This is a genomic window from Paracoccus binzhouensis, assembly GCF_016446475.1.
Classification (GTDB): Bacteria; Pseudomonadota; Alphaproteobacteria; order Rhodobacterales; family Rhodobacteraceae; genus Paracoccus; species Paracoccus binzhouensis.
The window spans coordinates 1-25,519 of sequence record NZ_JAEHFP010000017.1 but is presented as its reverse complement, the minus strand read 5'-3'; the positions used below and the strand labels follow the sequence as shown (position 1 = coordinate 25,519).

At 66.3% G+C, this 25,519-nt stretch carries 24 protein-coding genes; 10 read left to right on the top strand and 14 right to left on the bottom strand.

Annotated elements, in window-relative coordinates; genetic code table 11:
- Positions 1 to 50 precede the first annotated feature (50 nt).
- From I9P22_RS06585 to rph, 7 genes are all read right to left on the bottom strand, one after another.
- Complete coding sequence (locus I9P22_RS06585) at positions 51 to 1,178, bottom strand: S-(hydroxymethyl)glutathione dehydrogenase/class III alcohol dehydrogenase (RefSeq protein ID WP_199258561.1); 1,128 nt, start codon at positions 1,176 to 1,178, stop codon at positions 51 to 53.
- 120 nt (positions 1,179 to 1,298) lie between these two features.
- Positions 1,299 to 1,883 carry an S-(hydroxymethyl)glutathione synthase gene (gene gfa / locus I9P22_RS06580; protein WP_199258560.1) on the bottom strand — a complete coding sequence of 195 codons (585 nt, stop codon included), beginning with the start codon at positions 1,881 to 1,883 and terminating at the stop codon, positions 1,299 to 1,301.
- Positions 1,884 to 2,011: 128 nt separating this feature from the next.
- Entirely contained in the window at positions 2,012 to 2,365 is a 354-nt protein-coding gene (locus I9P22_RS06575) for a YbaN family protein (protein WP_199258559.1), read from the bottom strand.
- Positions 2,366 to 2,369: 4 nt separating this feature from the next.
- On the bottom strand, positions 2,370 to 3,578 hold the full coding sequence (hemW, locus tag I9P22_RS06570) for a radical SAM family heme chaperone HemW (RefSeq protein ID WP_199258558.1): 1,209 nt from the start codon (positions 3,576 to 3,578) through the stop codon (positions 2,370 to 2,372).
- Positions 3,575 to 3,949 carry a RidA family protein gene (locus I9P22_RS06565; protein ID WP_199258557.1) on the bottom strand — a complete coding sequence of 125 codons (375 nt, stop codon included), beginning with the start codon at positions 3,947 to 3,949 and terminating at the stop codon, positions 3,575 to 3,577. Before I9P22_RS06565 ends, hemW begins: the two co-directional genes overlap by 4 nt.
- Positions 3,942 to 4,547: an RdgB/HAM1 family non-canonical purine NTP pyrophosphatase gene (gene rdgB, locus I9P22_RS06560; protein ID WP_199258556.1), complete on the bottom strand. Its 606-nt coding sequence runs from the start codon at positions 4,545 to 4,547 to the stop codon at positions 3,942 to 3,944. Before rdgB ends, I9P22_RS06565 begins: the two co-directional genes overlap by 8 nt.
- A complete protein-coding gene (gene rph / locus I9P22_RS06555; RefSeq protein ID WP_199258555.1) occupies positions 4,535 to 5,257 on the bottom strand; it encodes a ribonuclease PH in 723 nt (240 codons plus the stop codon). The genes rdgB and rph overlap by 13 nt, the downstream gene beginning before the upstream one ends.
- Before the next feature lie 86 nt (positions 5,258 to 5,343).
- Here rph and hrcA point away from each other — a divergent pair, with 86 nt between their 5' ends.
- Both hrcA and I9P22_RS06545 read left to right on the top strand, forming a co-directional pair.
- Positions 5,344 to 6,399 carry a heat-inducible transcriptional repressor HrcA gene (hrcA, locus tag I9P22_RS06550; RefSeq protein WP_199258554.1) on the top strand — a complete coding sequence of 352 codons (1,056 nt, stop codon included), beginning with the start codon at positions 5,344 to 5,346 and terminating at the stop codon, positions 6,397 to 6,399.
- Positions 6,400 to 6,406: 7 nt separating this feature from the next.
- Positions 6,407 to 6,952 carry a nucleotide exchange factor GrpE gene (locus I9P22_RS06545; RefSeq protein WP_199258553.1) on the top strand — a complete coding sequence of 182 codons (546 nt, stop codon included), beginning with the start codon at positions 6,407 to 6,409 and terminating at the stop codon, positions 6,950 to 6,952.
- A gap of 86 nt (positions 6,953 to 7,038) precedes the next feature.
- Here I9P22_RS06545 and I9P22_RS06540 read toward each other — a convergent pair whose 3' ends face one another.
- From I9P22_RS06540 to I9P22_RS06510, 7 genes are all read right to left on the bottom strand, one after another.
- Positions 7,039 to 7,917, bottom strand: a complete 879-nt coding sequence (locus I9P22_RS06540; RefSeq protein ID WP_199258552.1) for a ParB/RepB/Spo0J family partition protein — start codon at positions 7,915 to 7,917, stop codon at positions 7,039 to 7,041.
- Between the two features lie 9 nt (positions 7,918 to 7,926).
- Positions 7,927 to 8,703: a ParA family protein gene (locus I9P22_RS06535; protein ID WP_199258551.1), complete on the bottom strand. Its 777-nt coding sequence runs from the start codon at positions 8,701 to 8,703 to the stop codon at positions 7,927 to 7,929.
- On the bottom strand, positions 8,696 to 9,280 hold the full coding sequence (gene rsmG / locus I9P22_RS06530) for a 16S rRNA (guanine(527)-N(7))-methyltransferase RsmG (RefSeq protein ID WP_199258550.1): 585 nt from the start codon (positions 9,278 to 9,280) through the stop codon (positions 8,696 to 8,698). Before rsmG ends, I9P22_RS06535 begins: the two co-directional genes overlap by 8 nt.
- Positions 9,280 to 11,139, bottom strand: a complete 1,860-nt coding sequence (gene mnmG / locus I9P22_RS06525) for a tRNA uridine-5-carboxymethylaminomethyl(34) synthesis enzyme MnmG (RefSeq protein ID WP_199258549.1) — start codon at positions 11,137 to 11,139, stop codon at positions 9,280 to 9,282. Before mnmG ends, rsmG begins: the two co-directional genes overlap by 1 nt.
- Positions 11,140 to 11,147: 8 nt before the next feature.
- Positions 11,148 to 12,407, bottom strand: coding sequence for a tRNA uridine-5-carboxymethylaminomethyl(34) synthesis GTPase MnmE (gene mnmE / locus I9P22_RS06520; RefSeq protein WP_199258548.1), 1,260 nt, complete (start codon positions 12,405 to 12,407; stop codon positions 11,148 to 11,150).
- 16 nt (positions 12,408 to 12,423) lie between these two features.
- Complete coding sequence (rho, locus tag I9P22_RS06515; protein WP_199258547.1) at positions 12,424 to 13,695, bottom strand: transcription termination factor Rho; 1,272 nt, start codon at positions 13,693 to 13,695, stop codon at positions 12,424 to 12,426.
- Positions 13,696 to 13,815: 120 nt separating this feature from the next.
- The gene (locus I9P22_RS06510) at positions 13,816 to 14,262 is read right to left on the bottom strand and encodes a CopD family protein (protein WP_199258546.1); all 447 of its coding nucleotides are present in this window, start codon (positions 14,260 to 14,262) and stop codon (positions 13,816 to 13,818) included.
- A gap of 584 nt (positions 14,263 to 14,846) precedes the next feature.
- Here I9P22_RS06510 and I9P22_RS06505 point away from each other — a divergent pair.
- From I9P22_RS06505 to selB, 8 genes are all read left to right on the top strand, one after another.
- Complete coding sequence (locus tag I9P22_RS06505) at positions 14,847 to 16,085, top strand: aromatic ring-hydroxylating oxygenase subunit alpha (RefSeq protein ID WP_199258545.1); 1,239 nt, start codon at positions 14,847 to 14,849, stop codon at positions 16,083 to 16,085.
- Positions 16,085 to 17,161 carry a hybrid-cluster NAD(P)-dependent oxidoreductase gene (locus tag I9P22_RS06500; protein WP_199258544.1) on the top strand — a complete coding sequence of 359 codons (1,077 nt, stop codon included), beginning with the start codon at positions 16,085 to 16,087 and terminating at the stop codon, positions 17,159 to 17,161. Before I9P22_RS06505 ends, I9P22_RS06500 begins: the two co-directional genes overlap by 1 nt.
- Positions 17,162 to 17,325: 164 nt before the next feature.
- Positions 17,326 to 20,409 carry a formate dehydrogenase-N subunit alpha gene (gene fdnG, locus I9P22_RS06490; RefSeq protein ID WP_269846632.1) on the top strand — a complete coding sequence of 1,028 codons (3,084 nt, stop codon included), beginning with the start codon at positions 17,326 to 17,328 and terminating at the stop codon, positions 20,407 to 20,409.
- On the top strand, positions 20,406 to 21,398 hold the full coding sequence (fdxH, locus tag I9P22_RS06485) for a formate dehydrogenase subunit beta (RefSeq protein WP_269846631.1): 993 nt from the start codon (positions 20,406 to 20,408) through the stop codon (positions 21,396 to 21,398). The genes fdnG and fdxH overlap by 4 nt, the downstream gene beginning before the upstream one ends.
- On the top strand, positions 21,398 to 22,084 hold the full coding sequence (locus tag I9P22_RS06480) for a formate dehydrogenase subunit gamma (RefSeq protein ID WP_199258542.1): 687 nt from the start codon (positions 21,398 to 21,400) through the stop codon (positions 22,082 to 22,084). The genes fdxH and I9P22_RS06480 overlap by 1 nt, the downstream gene beginning before the upstream one ends.
- 42 nt (positions 22,085 to 22,126) lie before the next feature.
- Positions 22,127 to 23,035, top strand: a complete 909-nt coding sequence (gene fdhE / locus I9P22_RS06475; RefSeq protein ID WP_199258541.1) for a formate dehydrogenase accessory protein FdhE — start codon at positions 22,127 to 22,129, stop codon at positions 23,033 to 23,035.
- The gene (selA, locus tag I9P22_RS06470; protein WP_199258540.1) at positions 23,035 to 24,369 is read left to right on the top strand and encodes an L-seryl-tRNA(Sec) selenium transferase; all 1,335 of its coding nucleotides are present in this window, start codon (positions 23,035 to 23,037) and stop codon (positions 24,367 to 24,369) included. Before fdhE ends, selA begins: the two co-directional genes overlap by 1 nt.
- Positions 24,366 to 25,519: selenocysteine-specific translation elongation factor (selB, locus tag I9P22_RS06465; RefSeq protein ID WP_199258539.1), on the top strand; the 1,154-nt coding region annotated here is incomplete at its 3' end. The genes selA and selB, both read left to right, overlap by 4 nt.

Below are 25,519 nucleotides of genomic sequence, written 5' to 3'. Positions count from 1 at the left end.
GGCACGGTCGCCCGCCCCCGCCGTCCTTTTAACTAAGCAGGCCTTTACGATCAGTAAAGGACGACCGAGCGGATGGATTCGCCCGAATGCATCAAGTCGAAGCCCTTGTTGATCTCGTCCAGCGTCAGGGTGTGGGTGATCATCGGGTCGATCTCGATCTTGCCGTCCATGTACCAGTCGACGATCTGCGGCACGTCGGTGCGGCCGCGGGCGCCGCCGAAGGCCGTGCCCTTCCAGACCCGGCCGGTGACCAGCTGGAACGGCCGGGTGCTGATTTCCGCCCCCGCGGGCGCCACGCCGATGATCACCGACTGGCCCCAGCCGCGATGGGTGCATTCCAGCGCGTCGCGCATCACCTTGACATTGCCGGTGCAGTCGAAGCTGTAATCGGCACCACCGATCTGGTCGAACGGGGTCTTGGTCAGGTTCACGATCTCCTGCACCACGTTCTCGCAATTCTTCGGGTTGATGAAATGCGTCATGCCGAAATGCTCGGCCATCGGCTTCTTGTCGTCGTTCAGATCGACGCCGATGATCATGTCGGCGCCGGCCATGCGCAGGCCCTGCAGCACGTTCAGGCCGATGCCGCCCAGGCCGAAGACCACCGCCTTGGCGCCGATTTCCACCTTGGCGGTGTTGATCACCGCGCCGATGCCGGTGGTGACGCCGCAGCCGATATAGCAGATCTTGTCGAAGGGCGCGTCCTCGCGCACCTTGGCCACCGCGATTTCCGGCAGCACGGTGTAGTTCGAGAAGGTCGAGCAGCCCATGTAGTGATGGATCGGCGTGCCGTCGAGCATCGAGAAGCGCGTGGTGCCGTCGGGCATCAGGCCCTGGCCCTGGGTGGCGCGGATCGCGGTGCAGAGATTGGTCTTGCGCGACAGGCAGGAGGGGCACTGCCGGCATTCCGGGGTGTAGAGCGGGATGACATGGTCGCCCGGCTTGACCGAGGTGACGCCGGGGCCGACCTCGACCACCACGCCGGCGCCCTCATGGCCCAGGATCGAGGGGAAGAGGCCCTCGGGGTCGGCGCCCGAGCGGGTGAAATCGTCGGTGTGGCAGATGCCGGTGGCCTTGATCTCGATCATCACCTCGCCGGCCTTGGGGCCTTCCAGGTTGACCTCCATGACCTCGAGCGGCTTCCCGGCCTCCAGGGCGACGGCGGCGCGTGTTCTCATGGCTTGCTCTCCTTGCGTATGGGCCGGGATGGCCTTGGTCTTCTCATGTCACAGTTGTCTTCATGGCAGAGGGGCCGGTAAACCGGCCCCCGAACTTGATCCCTGCCGAAACGGTCCCGGTCAAGCCGGCAATGCGCCAGATCGCTTGGCGATATGCGTCGCGATGGCGTCCATCAGCGGCGGCGACAGGGCGTCATAGGGTTCGAGCCCCAGTTCGCGCAGGCGGGCGCGGATGCCGTCCATGCGGCCGGGATCGACGCCCGATTCGATCACCGAGCTGACGAAGGCGGCGAATTCCGGCGCCGACCAGCCTTGCTCGTCCGACAGTTCGGTATGGACGAAATCCAGCCCGTAGAAGGGATGGTCCCTGTTCTCGATCCGGCCATACATGTGCACGCCGCATTCCTTGCAGCGATGGCGCTGGATCGGCGCCTCGGCATTGACGATTTCCAGCTTCTCGGCGCCTTCCAGCACCTCGATCGCGTCGCGGCCGACCACCGCCACCTGCGAGAAGATCGCGCCCTCGGGCTTCCAGCATTTGGTGCAGCCGCAGACGTGGTTATGCGCCGTCTGCGCCCGCACCGCGACCCGGACAGGGTTCGAGGCGCATTTGCAATGCAGCGTGCCGCCGGAAAAGCCGGGCTGCGCCGGCTTGATGCCGTTGTCGACGGCCGGATGAATCTTCACCCCAGAGGTATCAACCATGGTCCTAGTCCTCCCCGCGAACCTAGATGGGGCGAGGTTCGCGCCATGGCCGGCCGCCCGCAAGTGGGCAAAAGGTTGTAATCGCTGCCCGGAGCGCCATTGCCGGCCGCCGTTGCCGGGTGGCGGGATCAGGCCTCGGGGCGGGTGACCAGCCAGGCGCCGACGGCGGTGCAGGCCGCCGCCTGCACGGCGATGAGCCGCGGATCGAGGCCCAGCAGGATCGTCCAGCCGACGCCGCAGGCCATGGCGCCGACGGCCCAGATCTTGGCGGTCCGGCTGATGATGCCGGCCTTGCGCCAGGCCCGGATCGGCGGGCCGAATTTCGGATGCCGCATGATCCGCGCCCCGAGCCGCGGCGAGGAACGAGCGAAGGCCCAGACCGCCACCAGCAGGAAGGGCACCGTGGGCATGACCGGCAGGAAGACCCCGATCACCCCCACCGACAGGGTCAGCCAGCCGGTAGCGAGCCAAAGGTAACGCATCTTGTTATTCCGCCAGTTCACGCAGGATACCGTTCAGCACCGGGCGCCCGGCCGCCGTCGCCGCCAGCCGCTCGGGCCCCAGGGTCACGAGGCCCAGCCCGGCCAGGTCCTCGACCCTCTGCCGCAGCAACCGGGCGCCATGGGCGAGATAGCGGGCGATCTCCATGCCCTCGGCCAGCCGCATGGACATCAGCAGATATTCCAGCGCCCGGTCCGAGAGGCTCAGCAATTCACGCCGGCTGTCGCCATGGCCGCTGGTCTCGACGGCGTCCAGCCAGGTGCCCGGCGCCGGATGCGCCTCGGTCGCCCAGCGGCCCGAGGCCAGCGTCAGCCGGCCATGCGCGCCCGGCCCCACCGCCGCCCAGTCGCCCTGCCGCCAATAGACCAGGTTGTGCCGGCTTTCCGCACCGGGCCGGGCATGGTTCGAGACCTCATAGGCGGGCATGCCGGCCGCGGCGCAGATCTCCTGCGTGTCCAGATACAGGTCGGCGGACAGGTCGTCGTCGGGCAGGCCCTTCAGCCCGCCTTTCGCATGGCGGGCGCCGAAGGCGGTACCGGGCTCGATGGTCAGCTGATAGGCCGAAAGGTGATCGACGGCCATGCCGAGCGCCTGGGTCAGCTCGCGCCGCCAATGGGCGCGGTCCTGATCCTGGCGGGCATAGATCAGGTCGAAGCTGACCCGCGTGAAACAGTCGCGAGCAATGTCGAAGGCAGCGCGAGCCTCGGCCGCCGAATGCATGCGGCCCAGCCGGCGCAGATCGTCGTCGTTCAGCGCCTGCACGCCCATCGAGACGCGATTGACGCCGCCGTCGGCATAGGCGCGGAAGCGGCCCATCTCGACGCTGGTCGGGTTGGCTTCCAGCGTGATCTCTATGTCGTTGGCAAGGGGCCAGGCGGCGCGGGCAGCCTCGATCACCCCGGCGACGGTTTCCGGCGCCATCAGGCTGGGGGTGCCGCCGCCGAAGAAGATGCTGTTCAGCACCCGTCCGGGCAGTTCGCGGCCCAGCCGGGCAATCTCGGCGCGATAGGCGGCCAGCCAGCGCGGCTGGTCGATGCTGGCGGCGACATGGCTGTTGAAATCGCAATAGGGGCATTTCGCGGCGCAAAAGGGCCAATGGACGTAAAGCGCAAAGCCCCCTGCCCGCCAGTCGTCAGACAGGCTGGTGCTGGCGGCCGGGTCCGGCAAGGCGGCAGCTGGCAGGTCCAGAGTCATTCCTTCAGCGCGGTGACTTCGATTTCGATCTTCATCTCGGGTCTGATGAGCCCGGCCACAACCATGGTCGCGGCCGGTAACGCATCTGTCATCGCCTCGCCCAGAACCGGCGCGATCTCGTCGAGGATCGCCGGGTCGGTGATGGTGTATTGCACCCGCACGATGTCGGCGGGCGCGAAGCCCGCCTCGGCCAGGGTGGCGAAGATGGTGGCGAAGGCGTTGCGCGCCTGTTCGGCGGCACTGTCGGGCATGGCCATGGCCGCGTAATCGTAGCCCGTGGTGCCCGAGACGAAGCACCACGGCCCCTTGACCACCGCGCGGCTGTAGCCGAGCGTCGCTTCGAAGGGCGAGCCGGTCGAGATCCTACGCAAACAGCGTCTCCAGCTTGCGGAAGGCGCGGGCGCGATGGCTGATGGCGTTCTTCTGCTCGGGCGCCATCTCGGCAAAGGTCAGGTCATGGCCCTCGGGCACGAAGATCGGGTCGTAGCCGTGGCCCTGCTGGCCGCGCGGCGGCCAGACCAGCCGGCCGGGGGCGACGCCCTCGAAGATCTCCTCGTGCCCGTCGGGCCAGAGCAGGATCAGGGTGGCACGGAACTGGGCGGTGCGCGGCTCGGGGACGCCGCGCTGGTCCAGCTCGCGCCAGGTGCGGGTCATGGCCTGCATGAAGTCGCGGCCCTGCGGCGTCTCGGCCCAGTCGGCAGTATAGACGCCCGGGGCACCGTCCAGCCCGTCCACGGTGATGCCGCTGTCATCGGCCAGCACCGGCAGCCCGGTGGCCTGCATGGCAGCGCGGGCCTTGATGCGGGCATTGCCGATGAAGCTCGACTCGGTTTCGGGCGGCTCGGGCAGGCCCAGCTCGCCGGCCGAGGTGACCTCGATGCCATGCGGGGCCATCATGGCGCGGATCTCCTCGAGCTTGCCGCGGTTGTGGGTGGCGACCAGCAGCTTCTTCTCGGTCAGCTTGCGCATGCGATGGCCTCGTTCTGGGCGCGGACCAGTTCGGCAATGCCGGCTTCGGCCAGGTCGAGCAGCTGGTTCATCTCGGGGCGCGAGAAGGTGGCACCCTCTGCCGACATCTGCACCTCGATCAGCCGGCCCGAGCCGGTCATGATGAAATTGCCGTCGGTGCCGGCCTCGCTGTCCTCGGCATAGTCCAGGTCCAGGATAGGCTGGCCGGCATAGATGCCGCAGGACACCGCCGCGACATGGTCCATGATCGGGTCGCTGGTGATGATCCCGGCCTTCAGAAGCTTGTTCACCGCCAGCCGCAGCGCCACCCAGCCGCCGGTGATCGAGGCGCAGCGGGTGCCGCCGTCGGCCTGGATCACGTCGCAATCGATGACGATCTGCCGTTCCCCCAGGGCGCGACGGTCGACGCCGGCGCGCAGCGCGCGGCCGATCAGGCGCTGGATCTCCTGCGTGCGGCCGGATTGCTTGCCCGCCGCCGCCTCGCGCCGGTTGCGGCTGTTGGTGGCGCGCGGCAGCATACCGTATTCCGCCGTCACCCAACCCTGCCCCGAGCCCTTGAGGAAGGGCGGCGCCTTCTCCTCGATGGTGGCCGAGCAGAGCACCCGGGTATCGCCGCAGGAGATCAGGCAGGAGCCCTCGGCGTGACGCATGATGCCCGTTTCGATTGAAATCGGACGCATATCACTTAAATTCCGGCCAGAGGGGCGCATCTTTCATTCCTTTCGGGGGTTTTGCCGTTCAGATACAGGTCCGACGCCCATGACCGCAACCCGTGAACGCCCTCAACAGAACGCCGATGCCTGAAACTCCGCTGCTTTCCGACCTGAACGACCGCTCGCGCGAGGTGTTTCGCCGCGTGGTCGAGGCCTATCTGGCCACGGGCGAGCCCGTCGGCTCGCGCACCCTGACCCGCGACATGACCGAAAAGATCAGCGCCGCCACCATCCGCAACGTCATGCAGGACCTGGAGCATCTGGGCCTGCTGGATCATCCGCATGTCTCGGCGGGGCGGCTGCCGACGCAGCTGGGGCTGCGGCTGTTCGTGGACGGGCTGATGGAGGCCGGACCCGTCTCGGCCAGCGACCGCGAGATGATCGACGAGACGCTGGGCCCGGACAGCGGCGATACCGGCGCCATGCTGGACCGGGTCAGCACGGCGCTGTCGGCGCTGACCCACGGCGCCTCGCTGGTGCTGATGCCCAAGCAGGAGGCGCCGGTCCGGCATATCGAGTTCGTCAGCCTTGCGCCTGACCGGGCGCTGGTGGTGCTGGTCTTTGCCGACGGCCGGGTCGAGAACCGGGTCTTCGCCCCGCCGCCGGGCCAGACCGCCAGCTCGATGCGCGAGGCGGCGAACTTCCTGAACGCCGTGGCCGAAGGTCGTACCCTGGCCGAGTTGCGCCGCAGCGTGACGCGGGAGATCGAGGCGAGCCGGCAGAAACTGGACAGCATCGCGGCGGAACTGGTCGCCTCGGGCCTGGCGCTGTGGGACGGCGAAAGCAGCGATCCGCGGTTGATCGTGCGCGGCCGGGCCAATCTTCTGGCGGACGAACTGGCCGATCTGGACCGCATCCGCACCCTGTTCGACGACCTGGAGCGCAAGCGGGACATCGCCGAATTCCTGGAACTGGCGGAACAGGGCGAGGGCGTGCGCATTTTCATCGGCTCCGAGAACAAGCTTTTTTCACTTTCCGGTTCCTCTCTGGTGGTTTCGCCCTATATGAATGCCGACCGAAAGATTGTTGGCGCGGTCGGCGTCATCGGTCCGACGCGGCTGAACTATGGCCGCATCGTGCCGATCGTGGATTATACTGCGCAGCTTGTCGGCCGGATGATCTCTGGCCGGAAAGGATGATGAGGACATGACGAAGGAAAACCCGAACGGCAGCCCGCTGGACGAGGAGATCATTGACCCGCCGGCCGATGATGAGGCGCCCTCGCCCGATGTCGAGGCGCTGATCGCCGAGCGGGACGATTACCGCGACCGCTTCATGCGCGCGTTGGCCGATGCCGAGAACGCCCGCAAGCGCGCCGACAAGGAGCGCCGCGATGCCGAGCAATATGGCGGCTCGCGGCTGGCCCGCGACCTGCTGCCGGTGCATGACGCGCTGAGCCGGGCGCTGGATGCCGCCGGCGAAGAGCAGCGCGCGGCTGCAGCCGCGTTGATCGAGGGCGTCGAACTGACCCTGCGCGAGCTGAACAACGTCTTCGCCAAGCACGGCATCAAGGTCATCACCCCGGCCATCGGCGACCGTTTCGACCCGCAGATGCACGAGGCCATGTTCGAGGCGCCAGTGCCCGGCACCATGGCCGGCAACATCATCCAGGTCATGGATAACGGCTTCCAGCTGCATGACCGGCTGCTGCGCCCGGCCAAGGTCGGGGTCAGTTCCACCCCGGCAAGCTGAACCGAAAGAAAAACCCCGGATGTTCCGGGGTTTTCCGATGTGATCGCGTATTTTGTATTTGGTAGGTATCGAAATACAAGATATGGTCAGTTTCCGGCAAGGATCTGGCAAAGCCGATCAAGCTGGTCTAGGTCGCGATAGGTGATCACCAGCTGCCCGCCTTCCCGGCCGGCATGGTTGATCGCCACCTTCATCTTCAGATGCGCCGAGAGATCGCCTTCCAGGGCGCGGGTATCGGCATCCTTTTCCGGCTTGGCGGCCTTGGGCGTCGCCGGCCCTGCCCCTTCGGCCTGGCGGCGGACCAGATCCTCGGTCTCGCGCACCGACAGGTTCTTCTCGATCACCTTGCGGGCCAGCTCGACCGCGTTCGGCGCGGTGATCAGGGCGCGCGCATGGCCGGCGGTGAGCTTGCCCTCCTTGAGCCAGGTCTGCACCTGCTCGGGCAGGTTCAGCAGGCGCAGCAGGTTGGCGATATGGCTGCGGCTCTTGTTCAGCGCCTCGGCGACCTTTTCCTGGGTATGGCCGAAGCGGTCCATGAGCTGGCGATAGGAGGCCGCTTCCTCGATGGCGTTCAGATCGGCACGCTGGATGTTTTCGACGATCGCGACTTCCAGAACCTCGGTGTCGCTAAGCTCGCGGACGATGACCGGAACCTCGTGCAGCTGCGCAATCTGCGCCGCGCGCCAGCGCCGTTCACCGGCGACGATCTGGTAAAGGCCGCGATCGGTCGGATGCGGCCGCACGATCAAGGGCTGCAGCATACCGCGATTCTTCAGCGACTCCGCCAGTTCCTGCAGCGCCTCGGGGGCAAAGCTGCGCCGCGGCTGGTCGGGATTCGGCGTCATCTGCTCGACCGGCAGCATCTGGCGCGGCGCTGGCCGCTCAGAGGGGATCAGGTCCACATCGGCCATCAGGGCCGAAAGACCCCGGCCCAGGCCACGCTTTTCCAGCTTGTTTTCGGACATTTTTCCTCCCTAGGCGGTCGCGAGTTGACGGGACAGGAACTCCTTCGCCAATTCGCGATAGGCGACGCTTCCCTTGGAATTCGGATCGTACTGCAACACCGGCATGGCATGCGAGGGCGCTTCGGACAAGCGCACATTGCGCGGTATCACCGTGCGATAGACCAGGCCGGACAGGGTACTGCGCGCATCCGCCTCAACCTGCTGCGACAGGTTGTTGCGATTATCGGACATGGTCAGCAGCACGCCCTCGATGCGCAGGTCGGGATTGGCGGTCTGACGCACCTCGCGCACGGTCATCAGCAGCTGCGACAGCCCCTCCAAAGCATAGAACTCGGCCTGAAGCGGTACCAGCACGCTGTCCGCCGCCACCATGGCGTTCACCGTCAGCAGCCCCAGGGCCGGCGGGCAATCGATAAGAATGTAATCAGATTCAATGGGATGCGACAGCTTGCGCCGCAGAAGTTGAGTGCGGCCCGGCCGGCTGGACAGCTCGAAATCCGCCGAGGCCAAGTCGCGATTCGACGGCACGATGCGCAGATTGCCGATATCGGTGTCGTGCAGGGTCTGCTCCAACGGCTGCTCGCCGGTCAACAGGTCATAGGAGGTCAGGTCGCGCTCTTCCAGCGGAACACCCAGCCCGGTCGAGGCATTGCCTTGCGGGTCCAGGTCGATGACGATGACGCGCTGCCCCCGTTCAGCCAAGGCGGCGCCCAGATTGATCGCCGTGGTGGTTTTTCCCACCCCGCCCTTCTGATTCGCGACGGCAATGATGCGGGTTTCAGGCATGACGAATTCTCGCAATTTCAAGAATGGCGGCGTCCGGTTCCGTGGAGCTGGGATGGGCTTTCACGTCGAATCTCCAGTCACGTTGCGCCTCGCTGACCTCGGCTTGCCAATTCCGGCCCTTCATCAACCAGGCGGTGCCGTCGGCGCGAAGGTGCCGATCCACATATGCCATGAGCTGCCCCAGCGGGGCAAGCGCCCGTGCGCTGATCTGGGCAGCTTCAAGCCGATCCGTGGCCTCGATGCGCTTGTTGATTACCTCGGCATTGCCAAGCGCCAGCTCGCGTAAGACAGTGCGTAGGAACACCGCCTTGCGCTGGTCACTCTCTATCAGCGTGACGGCAAGATCCGGGCGCAAGACGGCAAGAACGATCCCGGGCAGCCCTCCGCCGCTACCCAGATCCACCCAGGTGCCGGTCGCGGATTGCGCCAGTTCCACGAGTTGGCGGGCATCGGCGATATGGCGCGATTCGATCTGCTCGACCGTGGACGGCGCGATCAGGTTGATGGCCGGATTCCATTTTCGCAGCAGATCGGCATAGCAGGCCAGCTGCGCCTCTGTTTCACGTGAAACACTCATCATGCACTGCGGCGTTGGCCGGCGCGAATGACCGCCAAAATCAGGGTCAGCGCCGCTGGGGTCATGCCCTCGATCTGCGATGCCGTCGCAAGGCTGGCAGGTCGCAACGCCTCCAGCTTGGATTTCAGCTCATTGGAAAGCCCGGACAGTGCCCGATAGTCGAAGCCAGGTGGGATCTGCACGGCTTCCTCCTTGCGCAGCATAGCGGCATCGCGGCCCTGACGCTCGGTATATTGATGATAAAGTGCGTCCGTGGCGAGCTGCCGGATGGTCTGCGGATCATGGTCGGAAAGCACGGCATCGAGCGCAAGCACCTGATCTTGCGGGATATCCTGTTGGGCCAGCAGAGAAAACAGGCTGCGGCGCGCGCCGTCCTGGCGGACTTCGATGCCCTTGCGCGCCAGCTCCGAGGGCGTGAAGGAAATCATCTCGGCCCGATCTCGCGCCGCCTCATAACGCTGCATTTTCTCACGGAAAGCCTGGCGGCGACATTCGCCAACGCAGCCCAGTTCGATTCCCAACGACGTCAGGCGTTGATCGGCATTATCGGCCCGCAACGACAGCCGGAACTCGGCGCGCGAGGTGAACATGCGGTAGGGTTCGCTTACGCCACGGGTGACCAGATCGTCGATCATCACGCCGATATAGCTTTGTGAACGGCTGAAATGCTGCATCGCCCGGCCCTGTGCCTTCAGCGCCGCGTTCAGGCCCGCCACCAGACCCTGTGCAGCGGCCTCCTCATAACCGGTGGTGCCGTTGATCTGCCCGGCCAGGAACAGGCCGGCAAGCGACTTGACCTCCAGCGCCGGGCTGAGCGCACGCGGATCGACATAGTCATATTCCACCGCATAGCCCGGCTGAACGATGCGCGCCTGCTCCAGGCCGCGGATCGAGCGGACATAGACCAACTGCACCTCCTCTGGTAGCGAGGTAGAAATGCCGTTCGGATAGACCAGATCGCTGTCAAGCCCCTCGGGTTCCAGGAAGATCTGGTGCGAATCCTTGTCCGCGAAACGGACGATCTTGTCCTCGATCGACGGGCAATAGCGCGGCCCGACCCCATCGATGCGACCGCCATACATGGCAGAGCGACCCAGGTTGTCGCGGATGACCCGGTGCGTCTCGGCATTGGTATGGGTGATGGTGCAGCTGATCTGCGGCACCAATGGCGCCGTATTCATATAGGAAAACATCACCGGATCCGCATCGCCCGGTTGCTGTTCTAGCCTGTCCCAGTCGATGCTTGCGCGTTCGATGCGCGGCGGGGTGCCGGTCTTCAGCCGGCCCAGCGGCAGCGAAAGCGGACGCAGTGATTCGGCAAGGCTGACCGAGGGCGCACCGCCCCAGCGGCCGGCGGCGCGCGTCACCTCTCCGATATGGATCAGCCCGTTGAGAAAGGTGCCCGTGGTCAGGATGACCTGGCGCGAGCCCAGCTCGCTGCCATCCGCCAACCGCAGCCCAAGGACCTGCCCGGCTTCGTGGATCAGCTCCGCGACCTCGCCCAGGATCAGGGCCAATCCTTGCTGATTTTCAACGGCTTCTTGCGCCGCTGCCCGATAAAGCTTGCGATCGGCTTGCGCGCGCGGTCCTTGCACCGCCGGCCCTTTGCGGCGATTGAGCAGCCGGAACTGAATGCCTGCCGCGTCGGCCAGTCGTCCCATTACGCCGTCCAGGGCATCGATCTCGCGCACCAGATGGCCCTTGCCCAAGCCGCCAATGGCTGGGTTGCAGGACATGGTGCCGATATCGTCCCGCTTCATCGTCACCAGCGCCGTCTGCGCGCCCATGCGCGCCGCGGCCATCGCCGCTTCGACGCCGGCATGCCCGCCACCGATTACGATTACGTCGAAATGTTTCACGTGAAACCCTACTTCCCGATGCAGAACGAACTGAAGATCTCGTCCAGGTAATCCTCGGCCCCGACCCGGCCCACCATCATCGCCAGGGCCTGCGCCGCCTGGCGCAACGCCTCGGCCAGAAGCTCTGGCGGCGTGTTCCCGTCCACCTCCAGCCCCGCAAAGGCGCGCTCCAGCGCTTCTGCCTGCCGCTTATGCCCCACCAGACCGGAATCGGCTGCCCTGGCTCGCAGCCGATCATAAACCAGATCGAGCAGTTCCGCGACCCCTTCCCCGGTCAACCCGGATATCGAAATGCCGGATCCGCGCGCCAAGTCCGCCTTGGACCGCACCACGATATCGTCGGCGCCCGATGCCTCGACAGCCTGGCCTTCGGTTGAGAGATGGATCCGCAGATCGGCCTCCTGCGCCCGTTTCATCGCCCGGGCCACGCCCATCGCCTCGACCGGATCGTCACTGTCGCGCAGTCCGGCCGTGTCCAGGAAAGTGACCGGAAGGCCGCGCAGATCGGTGCGAAGCTCCAGAATGTCGCGCGTCGTTCCGGCGATGTCCGACACCAGGGCGATCTCGCGCTGGCCGATCCGGTTCAGCAACGTGGATTTCCCGGCATTCGGAGGTCCAATGATCGCCACCTCATAGCCTTGTCGCAGTCGTTCGGTGGCCGGATAGGTCGCCAGCATGGCGCGGATTTCGTTCCGGACCGTCGCGATCAGCGTGAAAACCTCGTCGGGGACGTCTTCCGGCACGTCCTCGTCGGCGAAGTCGATGCTGGCTTCGATCAGCGCTCCGGCGCGAACCAGCAAGGCTCTCAGCATGTCGGCCGTTTTTCCCAGTTCTCCTTCCGTGGCGCGCATGGCCAGCTTGCGCTGCGCCTCGGTCTCGGCCGAAAGCAGATCGGCAAGCCCCTCGGCCTCGGCCAGGTCCATGCGGCCGTTCAGGAAGGCGCGGCGGGTGAACTCCCCCGCTTCGGCCCGGCGCAGCCCGCGCGCCAGTAGCGCTTGAGACAAACGGTTGGCGATCACCGGCGCACCGTGCAGATGCAGTTCGGCGACTTCCTCGCCGGTGAAGCTACGCCCCTCCTCGAACCATAGCACCAAAGCGCGGTCGATCAGATCCTCGCCATCGCGCACCGCCCGCAGCGCCGCAACCCGGGGCGCCGTAACCGGTCCGACCAGCGATTCCAATGCGGCGCGCGCCTGCGGTCCGCTCAGGCGGACAACGGAAACGCCCCCCCGACCGGGAGGCGTCGCCTCGGCAAAGATCGTGTCCACCGCATCCTCCGCGCCGTCAGGCGTTCATCGAGTCGAAGAATTCGCTGTTGGTCTTGGTCTGCTTCAGCTTCGAGATCAGGAACTCGATCGCATCCGTGGTACCCATCGGGTTCAGGATGCGGCGCAGCAGATAGGTCTTCTGCAGATCCTTGGCATCCACCAGAAGCTCTTCCTTGCGGGTGCCGGATTTCAGGATGTCCATGGCCGGGAAGACGCGCTTGTCCGCAACCTTGCGGTCCAGCACGATTTCGCTGTTGCCGGTGCCCTTGAACTCCTCGAAGATCACCTCGTCCATGCGCGAACCGGTGTCGATCAGCGCCGTGGCGATGATGGTCAGCGAGCCGCCCTCCTCGATGTTCCGCGCCGCGCCGAAGAAGCGCTTCGGCCGCTGCAGCGCGTTCGCATCGACACCGCCGGTCAGCACCTTGCCCGAGCTCGGCACCACAGTGTTAAAGGCTCTACCAAGTCTTGTGATGGAATCCAGAAGGATTACAACATCTCGCTTGTGCTCGACCAGGCGCTTGGCCTTCTCGATCACCATTTCCGAAACCGCGACATGCCGGCTGGCGGGTTCGTCGAAGGTCGAGGAGATCACCTCGCCCTTCACCGAACGCTGCATGTCGGTCACCTCCTCGGGTCGCTCGTCGATCAGCAGCACGATCAGGTAGCATTCGGGATGGTTCTTCTCGATCGAGTGGGCGATGTTCTGCAACAGCACCGTCTTGCCGGTGCGCGGCGGTGCCACGATCAGCGAGCGCTGGCCCTTGCCGATCGGCGCCACCAGATCGATGATCCGGGCCGAGCGATCCTTGATCGTCGGATCCTCGATTTCCATTTTCAGCCGCTCGTTGGGATAAAGCGGCGTCAGGTTGTCGAAGGCGACCTTGTGGCGCGCCTTTTCCGGATCCTCGAAATTGATCCGCTCGACCTTGGTCAGGGCAAAATAGCGCTCGTTCTCGCCCGGCGCGCGGATCACCCCCTCGACCGTGTCGCCGGTGCGCAGCGAATGCTGGCGGATCATGTCGGGGCTGACATAGATGTCGTCGGGGCCGGGCAGATAGTTCGCCTCGGTCGAGCGCAGGAAGCCGAAACCGTCCTGCACCACCTCGAGCACGCCGTCGCCGCCGATCTCGAAGCCTTCCTCGGCATGTTCCTTCAGGATCGAGAACATCATCTCGCCCTTGCGCATGGTCGAGGCGTTCTCGATCTCCCATTCCTCGGCCATGGAGAGCAGGTCGGCCGGGCTCTTGGCCTTGAGATCGGACAGGTTGAGACGTTCTTCGGTCATCGCTTGCCTATATGCGCGATGCCCGACGGGATCGGGCCGCACTGGAAACTGTGTCTGGAAAAGTCCCGCCGGACGGCGGACCGCCCTCACATAGGAAGAAACCGGCCGCGAGTCAATTCTTCAGAACTTCACGATCACCGAAAACACGATCACCAGCATCAGCAGCGTCGGCAGCTCGTTCATCATCCGGTAGCGCCGCCCGCTCAGGCCGCGCCCGGCCAGCAGCGCCTTGCGCTGCGCGGCCAGCCACAGGTGAAACCAGCTCATGCCCAGCACGGCTACCGCCTTGCTCCAGGGCCAAACCATGGTCCAGTCGACGATGCCCGGGGTCAGGACCAGCGCCAGCCCGGCCGCCCAAGCGACCGCCATGGCGGGGTTCATGATCATGCGAAGCAGCTTTTCTTCCATGATGACAAAGGATTGAACGGGCTCCTGGCCGATCTTTCCGCGCTCGGCGTGATAGACGAACAGCCGCGGCAGATAGAACAGCCCTACCATCCAGGAAATCACCGCCATGACATGCAGGGCTTTGATCCACGGGTAAGCAAGCGCCAGGAAATCGGTCATCGGACACCTCCGTGGCCATCTCCTCCAATAAAAATGGATAAAGATAAAGGAAGATGGTGTTGTGGTTGGGCCTGTGGATGACGGGAAATCCCGGTTTCGCGGCAAGCTTCCCCAGCCTGCCGGGCCTGGGGAGAAAAATCTCGTTAACGGCCTGTTAATGAAAAAATCGGTACTTTTCATAATGTTGCAGCAACATGTTCTGTGGATAAACTTGTGAGGATTTATCTTTTCCACAGCATGTGGATCCTTTGCCACAGGTTTTGGACATGTGGAGAAACCGCCGCCGTTCGCGACCCGTTCCGGCTGTCCGTCCACCGGCCCCGGGGGCGCCGCGATCCCTCCACAGGACATGCCTCCCGAGTCGCCGGCGCTTATCCACAGGTTTGTGCAGACCGGCCGGCTCGACGCCGGTGCGGCCGCCCCGGGACCTCATCCAGAGATGTCGCCCAGAATGCCGGGCCGCGCGGAAACGCGATCCGCCGCGGTCCGTTTCCGTCATCCGCGCGTCGCATTTGGAGAATTGCCCGCCGCAAAACGGGTGCATTGCTGAAGACAGACGTCTCTTTAGCCAGCGGAATCATGCCATGCTGAACACAGCCGAAATCCTGAACGCGCTCGCCAACCGGCAGAAGAACTTCTCGCTTGGCCGCGAGCTTTACTGCGATGAGGGCGTCTTCCACGCCGATCTGGAGAATCTCTGGTATCGCGAATGGGTTTTCGCCATCCCTTCCTGCGACATCCCCAAGACCGGCAACCACGCCACGCTGCAGATCGGCGAATATCCGGTGGTGATCGTGCGCGGCGCCGACGGCCAGATCCGCGCCTTCCACAACGTCTGCCGCCATCGCGGCCAGCGGCTCTGCCCCAAGCAGAACGGCACCTCGCCCAAGCTTGTCTGCCCCTATCACCAGTGGACCTACGACCTGGACGGCAAGCTGCTGTTCGCCCGCGACATGGGTCCGGATTTCGACCCGTCGAAATTCAGCCTGAAGCCGGTGCATTGCCGCACCGAGGGCGGCATGGTCTTCGTCTGCCTGGCTGACAACCCGCCGGATTTCGAACACCTGGGCGGCTATCTGCGCGACTATGTCGGCGCCAGCGACCTGTCGAACGCCAAGGTGGCCTTCACCTCGACCATCGTCGAGAAGGGCAACTGGAAGCTGGTGATCGAGAACAACCGCGAATGCTACCATTGCGGCGGCAGCCACCCCTCGCTCTGCCGGACCTATTCCGACAACCCGCTGATGACGGTGATGGAAGGGCCGAACGCCGCCTCGCCCGAGATCCTGTCGCATTGGGATCGCTGCGACAAGGCCGGCCTGCCGGCGCGCTTCGTGAACGAGCCGGGGATGCAATGGCGCTTCGCCCGCGTGCCGCTGCTGAACAATGCCGAAAGCTTCACCATGTCCACCAAGGCGGCGGTGAACCGGCGCATGGGCACGATCCCGTGGAACGATGCCGGCAGCCTGATGTTCTATCACTTCCCGTCGAGCTGGAACCACTTCCTGCCCGATCATGCCATCGTCTTCCGGCTACTGCCGATCTCGCCGACCGAGACCGAGGTGACCTCGAAATGGCTGGTCCACAAGGACGCGGTCGAGGGTGTCGACTACGACCTGCAGAAGCTGACCGAGGTCTGGCTGGCCACCAATGACGAGGACCGCCGCGTGGTCGAGGAGAACCAGAAGGGCATCCTGTCCCCGGCCTATGAGCCCGGCCCCTATTCGCCCCACCAAGAAGAGGGCGTGATCCATTTCGTCGACTGGTATGTGCGGCAGATGCTGGATCGCCTGTCGCCGCGCCCGGCCATGGCGGCGGAATAATGGCGGTCCTGGTCAAGGCATTCGGCGACAAGCCGTGGAAGGACGACGAGCCGCTGGAATGCGTGATGGTGGTGCCCGAGACATCGGACACCGCCACCTTCACCTTTCGTGCGCCGTCAGGGGCCTATTTCGACTACCAACCCGGCCAGTTCGTCACCCTGGACCTGCCGGTGCCCGGCGGCAACGTGCAGCGGACCTATACGATCAGCTCCAGCCCGTCGCGGCCGCTGTCCATCTCGGTCACGGTCAAGGCGCAGCCGGGCAGCGTCGGCGGGCGCTGGATGATCGACCATCTGCGGCCGGGCATGCGGCTGAAGGCCTTCGGGCCGGCGGGGATCTTCTCCTTCGTGCGGCACGAGGCGCCGAAATACCTGTTCATCTCGGCCGGCTCGGGCATCACCCCGGTGATGTCGATGACCACCTGGGCCTGGGATTCGGGCGAGATGCCGGACATCGTCTTCGTCCATGCCGCCCGCAGCCCCAGCGAGATCATCTTCCGCCAGCGGCTGGAGGGCATGGCCGACCGGGTGCCGGGCCTGCAGCTGCGTTTCACGGTCGAGGAATCGGACCCGTTCCGCACCTGGCACGGCTATCGCGGCCGGTTGAACCAGATCATGCTGGGCCTGATGGCGCCGGATTACCTTGAGCGCGAGGTGTTCTGCTGCGGCCCCGAACCCTTCATGCAGGCGGTGCGCGACATGCTGATCGCGCTCGGCTTCGACATGGACCATTACCACCAGGAAAGCTTCGGCGCCCCGATCCGCAACGAATCCGAGGCCCCGGTGCTGGACGACGTGGTCCCGGACGAGGACAGCGCCGCGCAGATCACCTTCGAAAGCTCGGGCGTGGTGGCGAAATGCCACGAGACCGACACGGTGCTGGCGGTGGCCAAGGCCAACGGGCTGAACATTCCCTCGGGCTGCACCTTCGGCCTGTGCGGCACCTGCAAGGTCCGGAAGACCGCCGGCGAGGTGCACATGGTCCATAACGGCGGCATCACCGACGAGGATATCGAGGACGGCTATATCCTGGCCTGCTGCTCGCATCCGATCGGCGCCGTCTCGGTCGAGGTCTGACCGGCCGGCGACCAGGGCGCAAGCCTGACAAAAACCCCTTGTTTTCTGGGGAAAATCGGGCGGGCCGAAAGGTCCGCCCCTTTCCTTGCCAAGCTTGACATGGCTACCATACCGCGCGATCCTGACCCCGTACCTATCTCTTCGACAGGCAAAAGGGGGCACCGATGAACATCGACCTCTCACGCCGCGGTTTCCTGAAACTGGCGGGTGCGGGCGTCGCGGCGACATCGCTGGGGGCCATGGGCTTCGGCGAGGCGGAGGCGGCGGAACAGGCGCATGTGCGCGCCTTCAAGCTGGCCTCGACCACCGAGACGCGCAACATCTGCACCTATTGCTCGGTCGCCTGCGGCATCATCATGTATTCCAAGGGGGATCTGAAGGCCGGCGAAAAGGCCGAGCTGATCCATATCGAGGGCGATGCGGATCACCCGACCAACCGCGGCACGCTTTGCCCCAAGGGCTCGGCGCTGAAGGATTTCGTCCGGTCCGAGACCCGCGCCACCAAGCCGCGCTATCGCGCCCCCGGCGCCAGCGACTGGCAGGACATCAGCTGGGACGAGGCCTTCGACAAGATCGCCCGCGCCATCAAGGACGACCGAGACGCGAACTTCATCGAGAAGAACGCCGAGGGTCAGACCGTCAACCGCTGGACCACCGCCGGCTTCCTCGCCGCGTCCGGCAGCACCAACGAAACGGCCTGGGCCACCTACAAGGTCGTCCGTTCGCTGGGCATCGTAGGATTCGACAACCAGGCGCGCGTCTGACACGGCCCGACGGTGTCCAGTTTGGGCCCGACATTTGGCCGTGGCGCGATGACCAACGCCTGGACCGACATCAAGAACACCGACCTCGTGATCGTCATGGGCGGGAACGCGGCCGAGGCGCATCCCTGCGGCTTCAAATGGGTGACCGAGGCCAAGGCCACGCGCGGCGCCCGGCTGATCGTGGTCGATCCGCGCTTCACCCGCACGGCCAGCGTGGCGGATTACTATGCCCCGATCCGCCCCGGCACCGACATCGCCTTCCTGATGGGGGTGATCCGCTGGTGCATCGAGAACGACAAGGTGCAGTGGGACTATGTCCGCCACTACACCAACGCCGCCTTCCTGGTGAAGGAGGGCTATGGCTGGAGCGAGGGCCTGTTCAACGGCTACGACGCCGACAAGCGCGCCTATGACATGAGCGACTGGGAATACCAGATCGGCGATGACGGTTTCGCCTTGGTGGATCCGACCCTGCAGGATCCGCGCTGCGTCTGGAACCTGCTCAAGGCGCATGTCGATGTCTACACCCCGGAATTCGTCGAGCGCGTGACCGGCACGCCCCGCGATCGCTTCCTGCATATCTGCGAGGCGATCGGCGAATGCTCGGCGCCGGACAAGGTGATGACCTCGATGTATGCCCTGGGCTGGACCCAGCACGCCAAGGGCGCGCAGAACATCCGCGGCATGGCGATGCTGCAGCTGATCCTGGGCAATATCGGCATGCGCGGCGGCGGGGTGAACGCGCTGCGCGGGCATTCCAACATCCAGGGCCTGACCGATCTCGGCCTGATGTCGAACCTGATCCCCGGCTATCTGAGCATCCCCCGCGACAGCGAGGTCGATTTCAAGACCTACATGTCCACCAAGGGCAATGCGCCGCTGCGGCCGGGCCAGACCAGCTACTGGCAGAACTACCGCAAGTTCATGGTCTCGTTCCAGAAGGCGATGTGGGGCGATGCCGCCACGGCCGGCAACGATTGGGCCTATCACTACCTGCCCAAGCTGGACGTGCCGACCTATGACATCCTGCGCATGTTCGACATGATGGCCAGGGGCGAGGTGAACCTGTATTTCTGCCAGGGCTTCAACCCGATGCTGTCCTTTCCCAACCGGGCCAAGGTCACGCGGGCGCTGTCGCGGCTGAAGCTGCTGGTGGTCATGGACCCGCTGCAGACCGAGACCGCCGCCTTCTGGCAGGATCATGGCATCTACAACGACGTGGACCCGGCTTCGATCCAGACCGAGGTGATCGAGCTTCCCACCACCTGCTTCGCCGAGGACGAGGGTGCGACGATCAACTCGGGCCGCTGGCTGCAATGGCACTGGGCGGGCGCGACTCCGCCGGGCCAGGCGCGGCCGGACACCTGGATCATGGGCAACCTATTCCAGCGCCTGCGCGAGCTTTACCGGACCGAGGGCGGCGTCTTCCCCGATCCGATCGTCAATCTCAGCTGGGACTACAAGGATCCCCATGAACCCAGCGCCGAGGAACTGGCGAAAGAGATGAACGGCCGGGCGCTGGCCGATCTCTACGATCCCAAGGATCCGGGCAAGCTGCTGGTTCCGGCCGGCGCGCAGCTGTCGGGCTTCGGCCTCTTGCGCGACGATGGCACCACCATGTCGGGCTGCTGGATCTTCACCGGCTCCTGGACCCAGGACGGCAACATGATGGCGCGGCGGGACAATTCCGACCCCGGCGATGCCGGCACCTTCCCGAACTGGTCCTTCTCCTGGCCGGCGAACCGGCGCATCCTCTACAACCGCGCCTCGGCGGACCTGTCCGGCAAGCCCTGGGATCCCGACCGCAAGCTGATCGAATGGGACGGCCAGCAATGGACCGGCTACGACGTGCCCGACATCGCCGTCACCGCCAGGCCGGAAGAAGTCATGCCCTTCATCATGACCAACGAGGGCACCGGCCGGCTGTTCGTGCGCAAGCTGATGGTGGACGGGCCCTTCCCCACCCATATGGAACCCTTCGAAAGCCCGGTGGCCAACCCCCTGAACCCGAAGCTGCTGGGCAATCCGGCGGCACGGATCTTCGAGGAGGACCTGAAGCAGCTCGGCACCAGCGACGCCTTTCCCTTCGTCGCCACCTCCTACCGCCTGACCGAGCATTTCCACTTCTGGACCAAGCACAACCGCATCAACGCGGCGCTGCAGCCGGAATTCTTCGTCGAGATCAGCGAGGAACTGGCGGCCGAGAAGGGCATCGCCCGCGGCGGGCGGGTGCGGGTCTGGTCGAACCGGGGCGAGGTCTGGGCCAAGGCCGTGGTGACGAAACGCATCCGGCCGCTGACCTGCGACGGCAAGACCGTGCATATCGTGGGGATCCCGCTGCACTGGGGCTTTACCGGCGCGGCGCGCAAGGGCTTCGGGCCGAACAGCCTGACGCCCTTCGTCGGCGACGCCAACATCCAGACGCCCGAGTTCAAGGCGTTCTTGGTCAATATCGAACCCGCTGAAGGGGAGGCCGTGTCATGACGACGGATCCCAGCCTCGACAGTCCGCGCACCGCGGTCTCGAACCCGCCGGTGCAGCCGATGAAGGCCAATCTGGGGCCGGGCGACGTGATCCGCGCCTCGGCCATGCCCGATCTGCCGCCGCCCGAGCGCGAGCTGACGCCGGTGGCCAAGCTGATCGACGTGTCGAAATGCATCGGCTGCAAGGCCTGCCAGGCCGCCTGCGCCGAATGGAACGACACCGAGCCCGAGATCGGCTACAACACCGGCGTTTATGAGAACCCGCACGACCTGACGCCCGAGATGTTCACGCTGATGCGGTTCTCGGAATACGAGAACCCCGAAAGCGGCGAATTCGAATGGCTGATCCGCAAGGACGGCTGCATGCATTGCGCCGATCCGGGCTGTCTCAAGGCCTGCCCGGCCCCCGGCGCCATCGTGCAATATACCAACGGCATCGTGGATTTCATCCACGAGAACTGCATCGGCTGCGGCTATTGCATCACCGGCTGCCCCTTCAACATCCCCCGCGTCAGCAAGACCGACCATCGCAGCTACAAATGCACGCTCTGCTCGGACCGGGTGGCGGTGGGACAGGGCCCGGCCTGCGCCAAGGCCTGTCCGACCCAGGCCATCGTCTTCGGCACCAAGGAGGACATGCTGACCCATGCCGAGGCCCGCGTCGAGGACCTGAAGTCGCGCGGCTACGACAAGGCCGGCATCTACGACCCGCAGGGCGTGGGCGGCGCGCATGTCTTCTACGTGCTGCACCATGCCGACCAGCCCGCGCTTTATTCCGGCCTGCCCGAGGATCCGCAGATCTCGCCGGTGGTGCGCGGCTGGAAGGGCGTGACCAAGACCATCGGCCTTGCCGCCATCGGCGCGGCGGCGGTCGGCTCGGTCCTGCACGGTCTGCTGGCCCGCGCCAACAAGGTCTCGCAGCAGGACGAGCACGAGGCCGAGGAACTGGTCGATCACGGCATTCCCCGCGCCGGGACCGAGAGGGTGTGATGGAAAAGCGTCTCTATTCGCAACCGGGCGACCATATCGAAACCAGGGCGCCGGTGACGGTCAGCCGCTATCGCGGCTTCACCCGCGCCAACCACTGGCTGACCGCGGCCAGCCTGATCGTGCTGCTGGTTTCGGGGATGGCGCTGTTCCACCCGTCGCTTTACGGGCTCACGGCGCTGTTCGGCGGCGGCCAGGTCACGCGCTGGCTGCACCCCTTCGTCGGCGTACTGCTGTTCTTCAGCTTCCTGGTGCTGTTCCTGCAGCTATGGCGGCTGAACCTGCCGCGTCCTGAGGACGTGACCTGGGTCGAGCATATCGGCGAGGTGATGAAGGGCGAGGAGGAGAAGCTGCCCGAGCTGGGCAAATACAATGCCGGGCAGAAATTCGTCTTCTGGGCGATGTCGGTGCTGATCGTGGTGCTGATCGCCTCGGGCGTGATGATCTGGGAACAGTATTTCCCGCATCTGGTCTCGATCCCGGTGCGGCGCTGGGCGGTGCTGGTGCATTCGCTGGCGGCGGTGGCGATCATCCTGGTCTTCATCCTGCATGTCTATGCGGCGATCTGGACCCGCGGCACCATTCGCGCCATGACGCGCGGCACCGTCACCGGCGGCTGGGCTTGGCGCCATCACCGCAAATGGCTGCGGGAACTGGCTGGACGCGACGGCCGCGGCCCGGCAGAGTAGGGCAAGCAAGCCCAAAGGTGGCCGGTCGGCCCGAAGGAAGCGATGTCAGCAAGCCCCAAACCCGACCCCTCGATGATCGGCGGCGTCGCCAAGGTTCCCCTGGCGCGCCTGCCGGACCCCGAGGCGCTGTTCCTGACCCGCGCCGGGCGCTTCGATTTCCTGGCCGGGCACAATGCCAATCTGGCGCCCTATCTGCGTTTCCTGGCGGCGATCTGCCGGGCGCAGGCGGAACTGGCGCGTGAGCTGCCGGCCCCGGCGCCACCGGATGCCGAGCGCATCGAACTGGCCCGGGCCGCGCGGATGCCGCCGCTCGACCGCGCCCGGATGCGGGGCGACCTGGACCGGGCGATGCAGCGGCTTTTCGTCAAGCTGGAAGCCGTCGACATGCCGCAGCCCGCCCGGCTGGCGCTTGACGCCCTGCGCGCGGCCGAACCTGCCGAGCGCGACTGGGTGATGGCGAACCTGCTGGCCGACACCATTCCCGAGGACAGCGTGGCGCCGCATCTTTTCGCCGCCGCCGCGCTTCAGGTGGTGGCGGCGCTGGCCGCCTCGGTCCTGTCCGGGGACAAGCTGGTGGCGATCCGCACCGGCACCTGCCCGGCCTGCGGCGGCCGCCCGGTCGCCAGCCTTGTCACCGAAAGCATCGGCGCCGAGGGTGCGCGCTATTGCGCCTGCGCCACCTGCCAGACGCTCTGGAACGAGGTGCGGGTGAAATGCACCCGCTGCGGCTCGACCCAGGGCATCACCTATCGCTCGGTCGAGACCGAAAAGGCGACGGTCAAGGCCGAATGCTGCCGGGAATGCGGCCAATGGGTCAAGATTTTGTATCAGAACCAGAACCCGACACTGGAAGTTGTAGCAGACGATGTGGCGAGCCTGGGCCTCGACCTGATGATGCGCGAGACGGAATGGCAGCGCGGCGGCTTCAACCCGTTCCTGATGGGCTATTGATGGGCGGTCTGCGCGCGCTGCCCTCGGTGGACCGGCTGCTGGCCGATTGCGGACCGCTGATCGCCGCGCATGGTCGGGCGCCGGTGACCGAGGCGCTGCGGGCCGAACTGGCCGCGATCCGCGCTGTGCCGCCCGATCCGCTGCCGGATGCGCCGGCGATCCGGGATGCCGCCGCCGCCCGGCTGGCGGCACAGGCGCAATCGAAGCTGCGCCCGGTGCTGAACCTGACCGGCACCGTGCTGCATACCAACCTGGGCCGGGCGCTGCTGGCCGAACAGGCCATACGGGCGGCGCTGGCCGCCATGCGCGCGCCTGCCGCGCTGGAATTCGACCTCGACAGCGGCGGCCGCGGCGAACGCGACAGCCACCTGCGCGGGCTCCTGTGCGCGCTGACCGGGGCCGAGGACGCCACGGTCGTCAACAACAACGCCGCCGCCGTGCTGATCGTGCTGAACACCCTGGCCCGCGGTCGCGAGGCCGTGGTCTCGCGCGGCGAGCTGATCGAGATCGGCGGCGCCTTCCGCATGCCCGCGATCATGGAGCAGGCCGGCTGCAAGCTGCGCGAGGTCGGCACCACCAACCGCACCCATGCCCGCGACTACCGCGAGGCCATCGGCCCCGAGACCGGGCTGCTGATGAAGGTCCATACCTCGAACTATCGCATCGAGGGTTTCACCAAGGACGTCCCCGCCCCCGAACTGGCCGCCATCGCCCACGAGGCGGGCCTGCCCATGGTCAATGACCTGGGCTCGGGCACCCTGGTCGATCTGCGCCGCTGGGGCCTTTCGCCCGAACCCACCGTGGCCGAGGCGGTGGCCGAGGGCGCCGATGTCGTGACCTTTTCCGGCGACAAGCTGCTGGGCGGGCCGCAGGCCGGCTTCATCGTCGGCCGGCGCGAGATCATCGCGGCGATCAACCGCAACCCGCTGAAACGCGCCCTGCGCCTCGATAAGATCCGCATCGCGGCGACCGAAGCGACGCTGCGCCTCTATCGCGACCCCGATCGCCTGGCCGAGCGCCTGCCGACCCTGCGCCTGCTGTCGCGCCCGCAGGCCGAGATCAGGGCGCAGGCCGAACGTCTGGCGCCCCGCGTCGCCGAAGCCCTGGGCTGCACCGCCACCGTCAGCGATTGCGCCAGCCAGATCGGCTCGGGCGCGCTGCCGACCGAGACCATCCCCAGCGCCGGCCTGGCCCTGACCCCACGGCCCGAGGCGCTGGCCGAACGGCTGCGCGGCCTGCCGACCCCGATCATCGGCCGCATCCATGACGGCGCGCTGATCCTCGACCTGCGCTGCCTCCCGGATGACGCGGCGCTGCTCGACGCGCTGGCATGATCGTCGGGACGGCCGGCCATATCGACCACGGCAAGACCGCGCTGGTCAAGGCGCTGACCGGCACCGATACCGACCGGCTGGCCGAGGAAAAGGCCCGCGGCATCACCATCGAGCTTGGTTTCGCCTATGCCGACCTGGGCGGCGGTCGCATCACCGGCTTTGTCGATGTGCCGGGGCACGAGAAATTCCTCCATACCATGCTGGCCGGTGCCGGCGGCATCGACCTTGCCCTGCTGGTCGTCGCCGCCGATGACGGCATCATGCCGCAGACGCGCGAGCATCTGGCGATCCTCGACCTCTTGGGCATCACCCGCGGCATCGTCGCGCTGACCAAGGCCGACCTGGCCCGACCCGCCCGCATCGCCGCGCTTGGCGCCGAGATCGCGGCGCTGCTGGCTCCGACCGGCTTGGCCGGCGCGCCGGTCTTTCCGGTCTCGTCCCTGACCGGCGCCGGGATCGAGCCGCTGCGCACCGCCCTGGCCGAGGCCGAGGCGCAGACCGCTGCCCGCGCCACCGGGGCGCGCTTTCGCATGGTCGTCGATCGCAGCTTCACCCTGGTCGGCGCCGGCACCGTCGTCACCGGCACCGTGCTTTCCGGCCGGGTCGCGACCGGCGATCATGTGGCCATCAGCCCCTCGGGCCTGGCCGCCCGGCTGCGCGGCATCCACGCCCAGAACCGCAAGGCCGACGCCGGCCTTGCCGGCCAGCGCTGCGCCCTGAACCTGGCCGGAGAGGGCGTGACGCGCGAGGCGATCCATCGCGGCGACGTGGTGCTGGACCCTGCCCTGCACGCCCCGACCCAGCGCCTCGACGTCAGCCTGCGGGTGCTCGACAGCGAGCCGAAGCCGCTGGCCACATGGTTTCCCGCCCGCCTGCATCTGGGCGCGGCCGAGACCGGCGCCCGCATCGTGCCGCTGCAAGGCCCGATCGCCCCCGGCGCGACCGGCCTTGCACAGATCGTCCTCGACCGCCCCGTCGCTGCCGCCTGGGGCGAGCGTTTCATCCTGCGCGACACCTCGGCCCGGCGCACCATTGGCGGCGGCAGCCTGATCGACCTGCGCCCGCCCGCCCGCCGCCGCGCCCGGCCCGAGCGGCTGGCTGTGTTGCGCGCAATGGCGCTGCCCGATCCGGGCCGGGCGCTGGCGGCGCT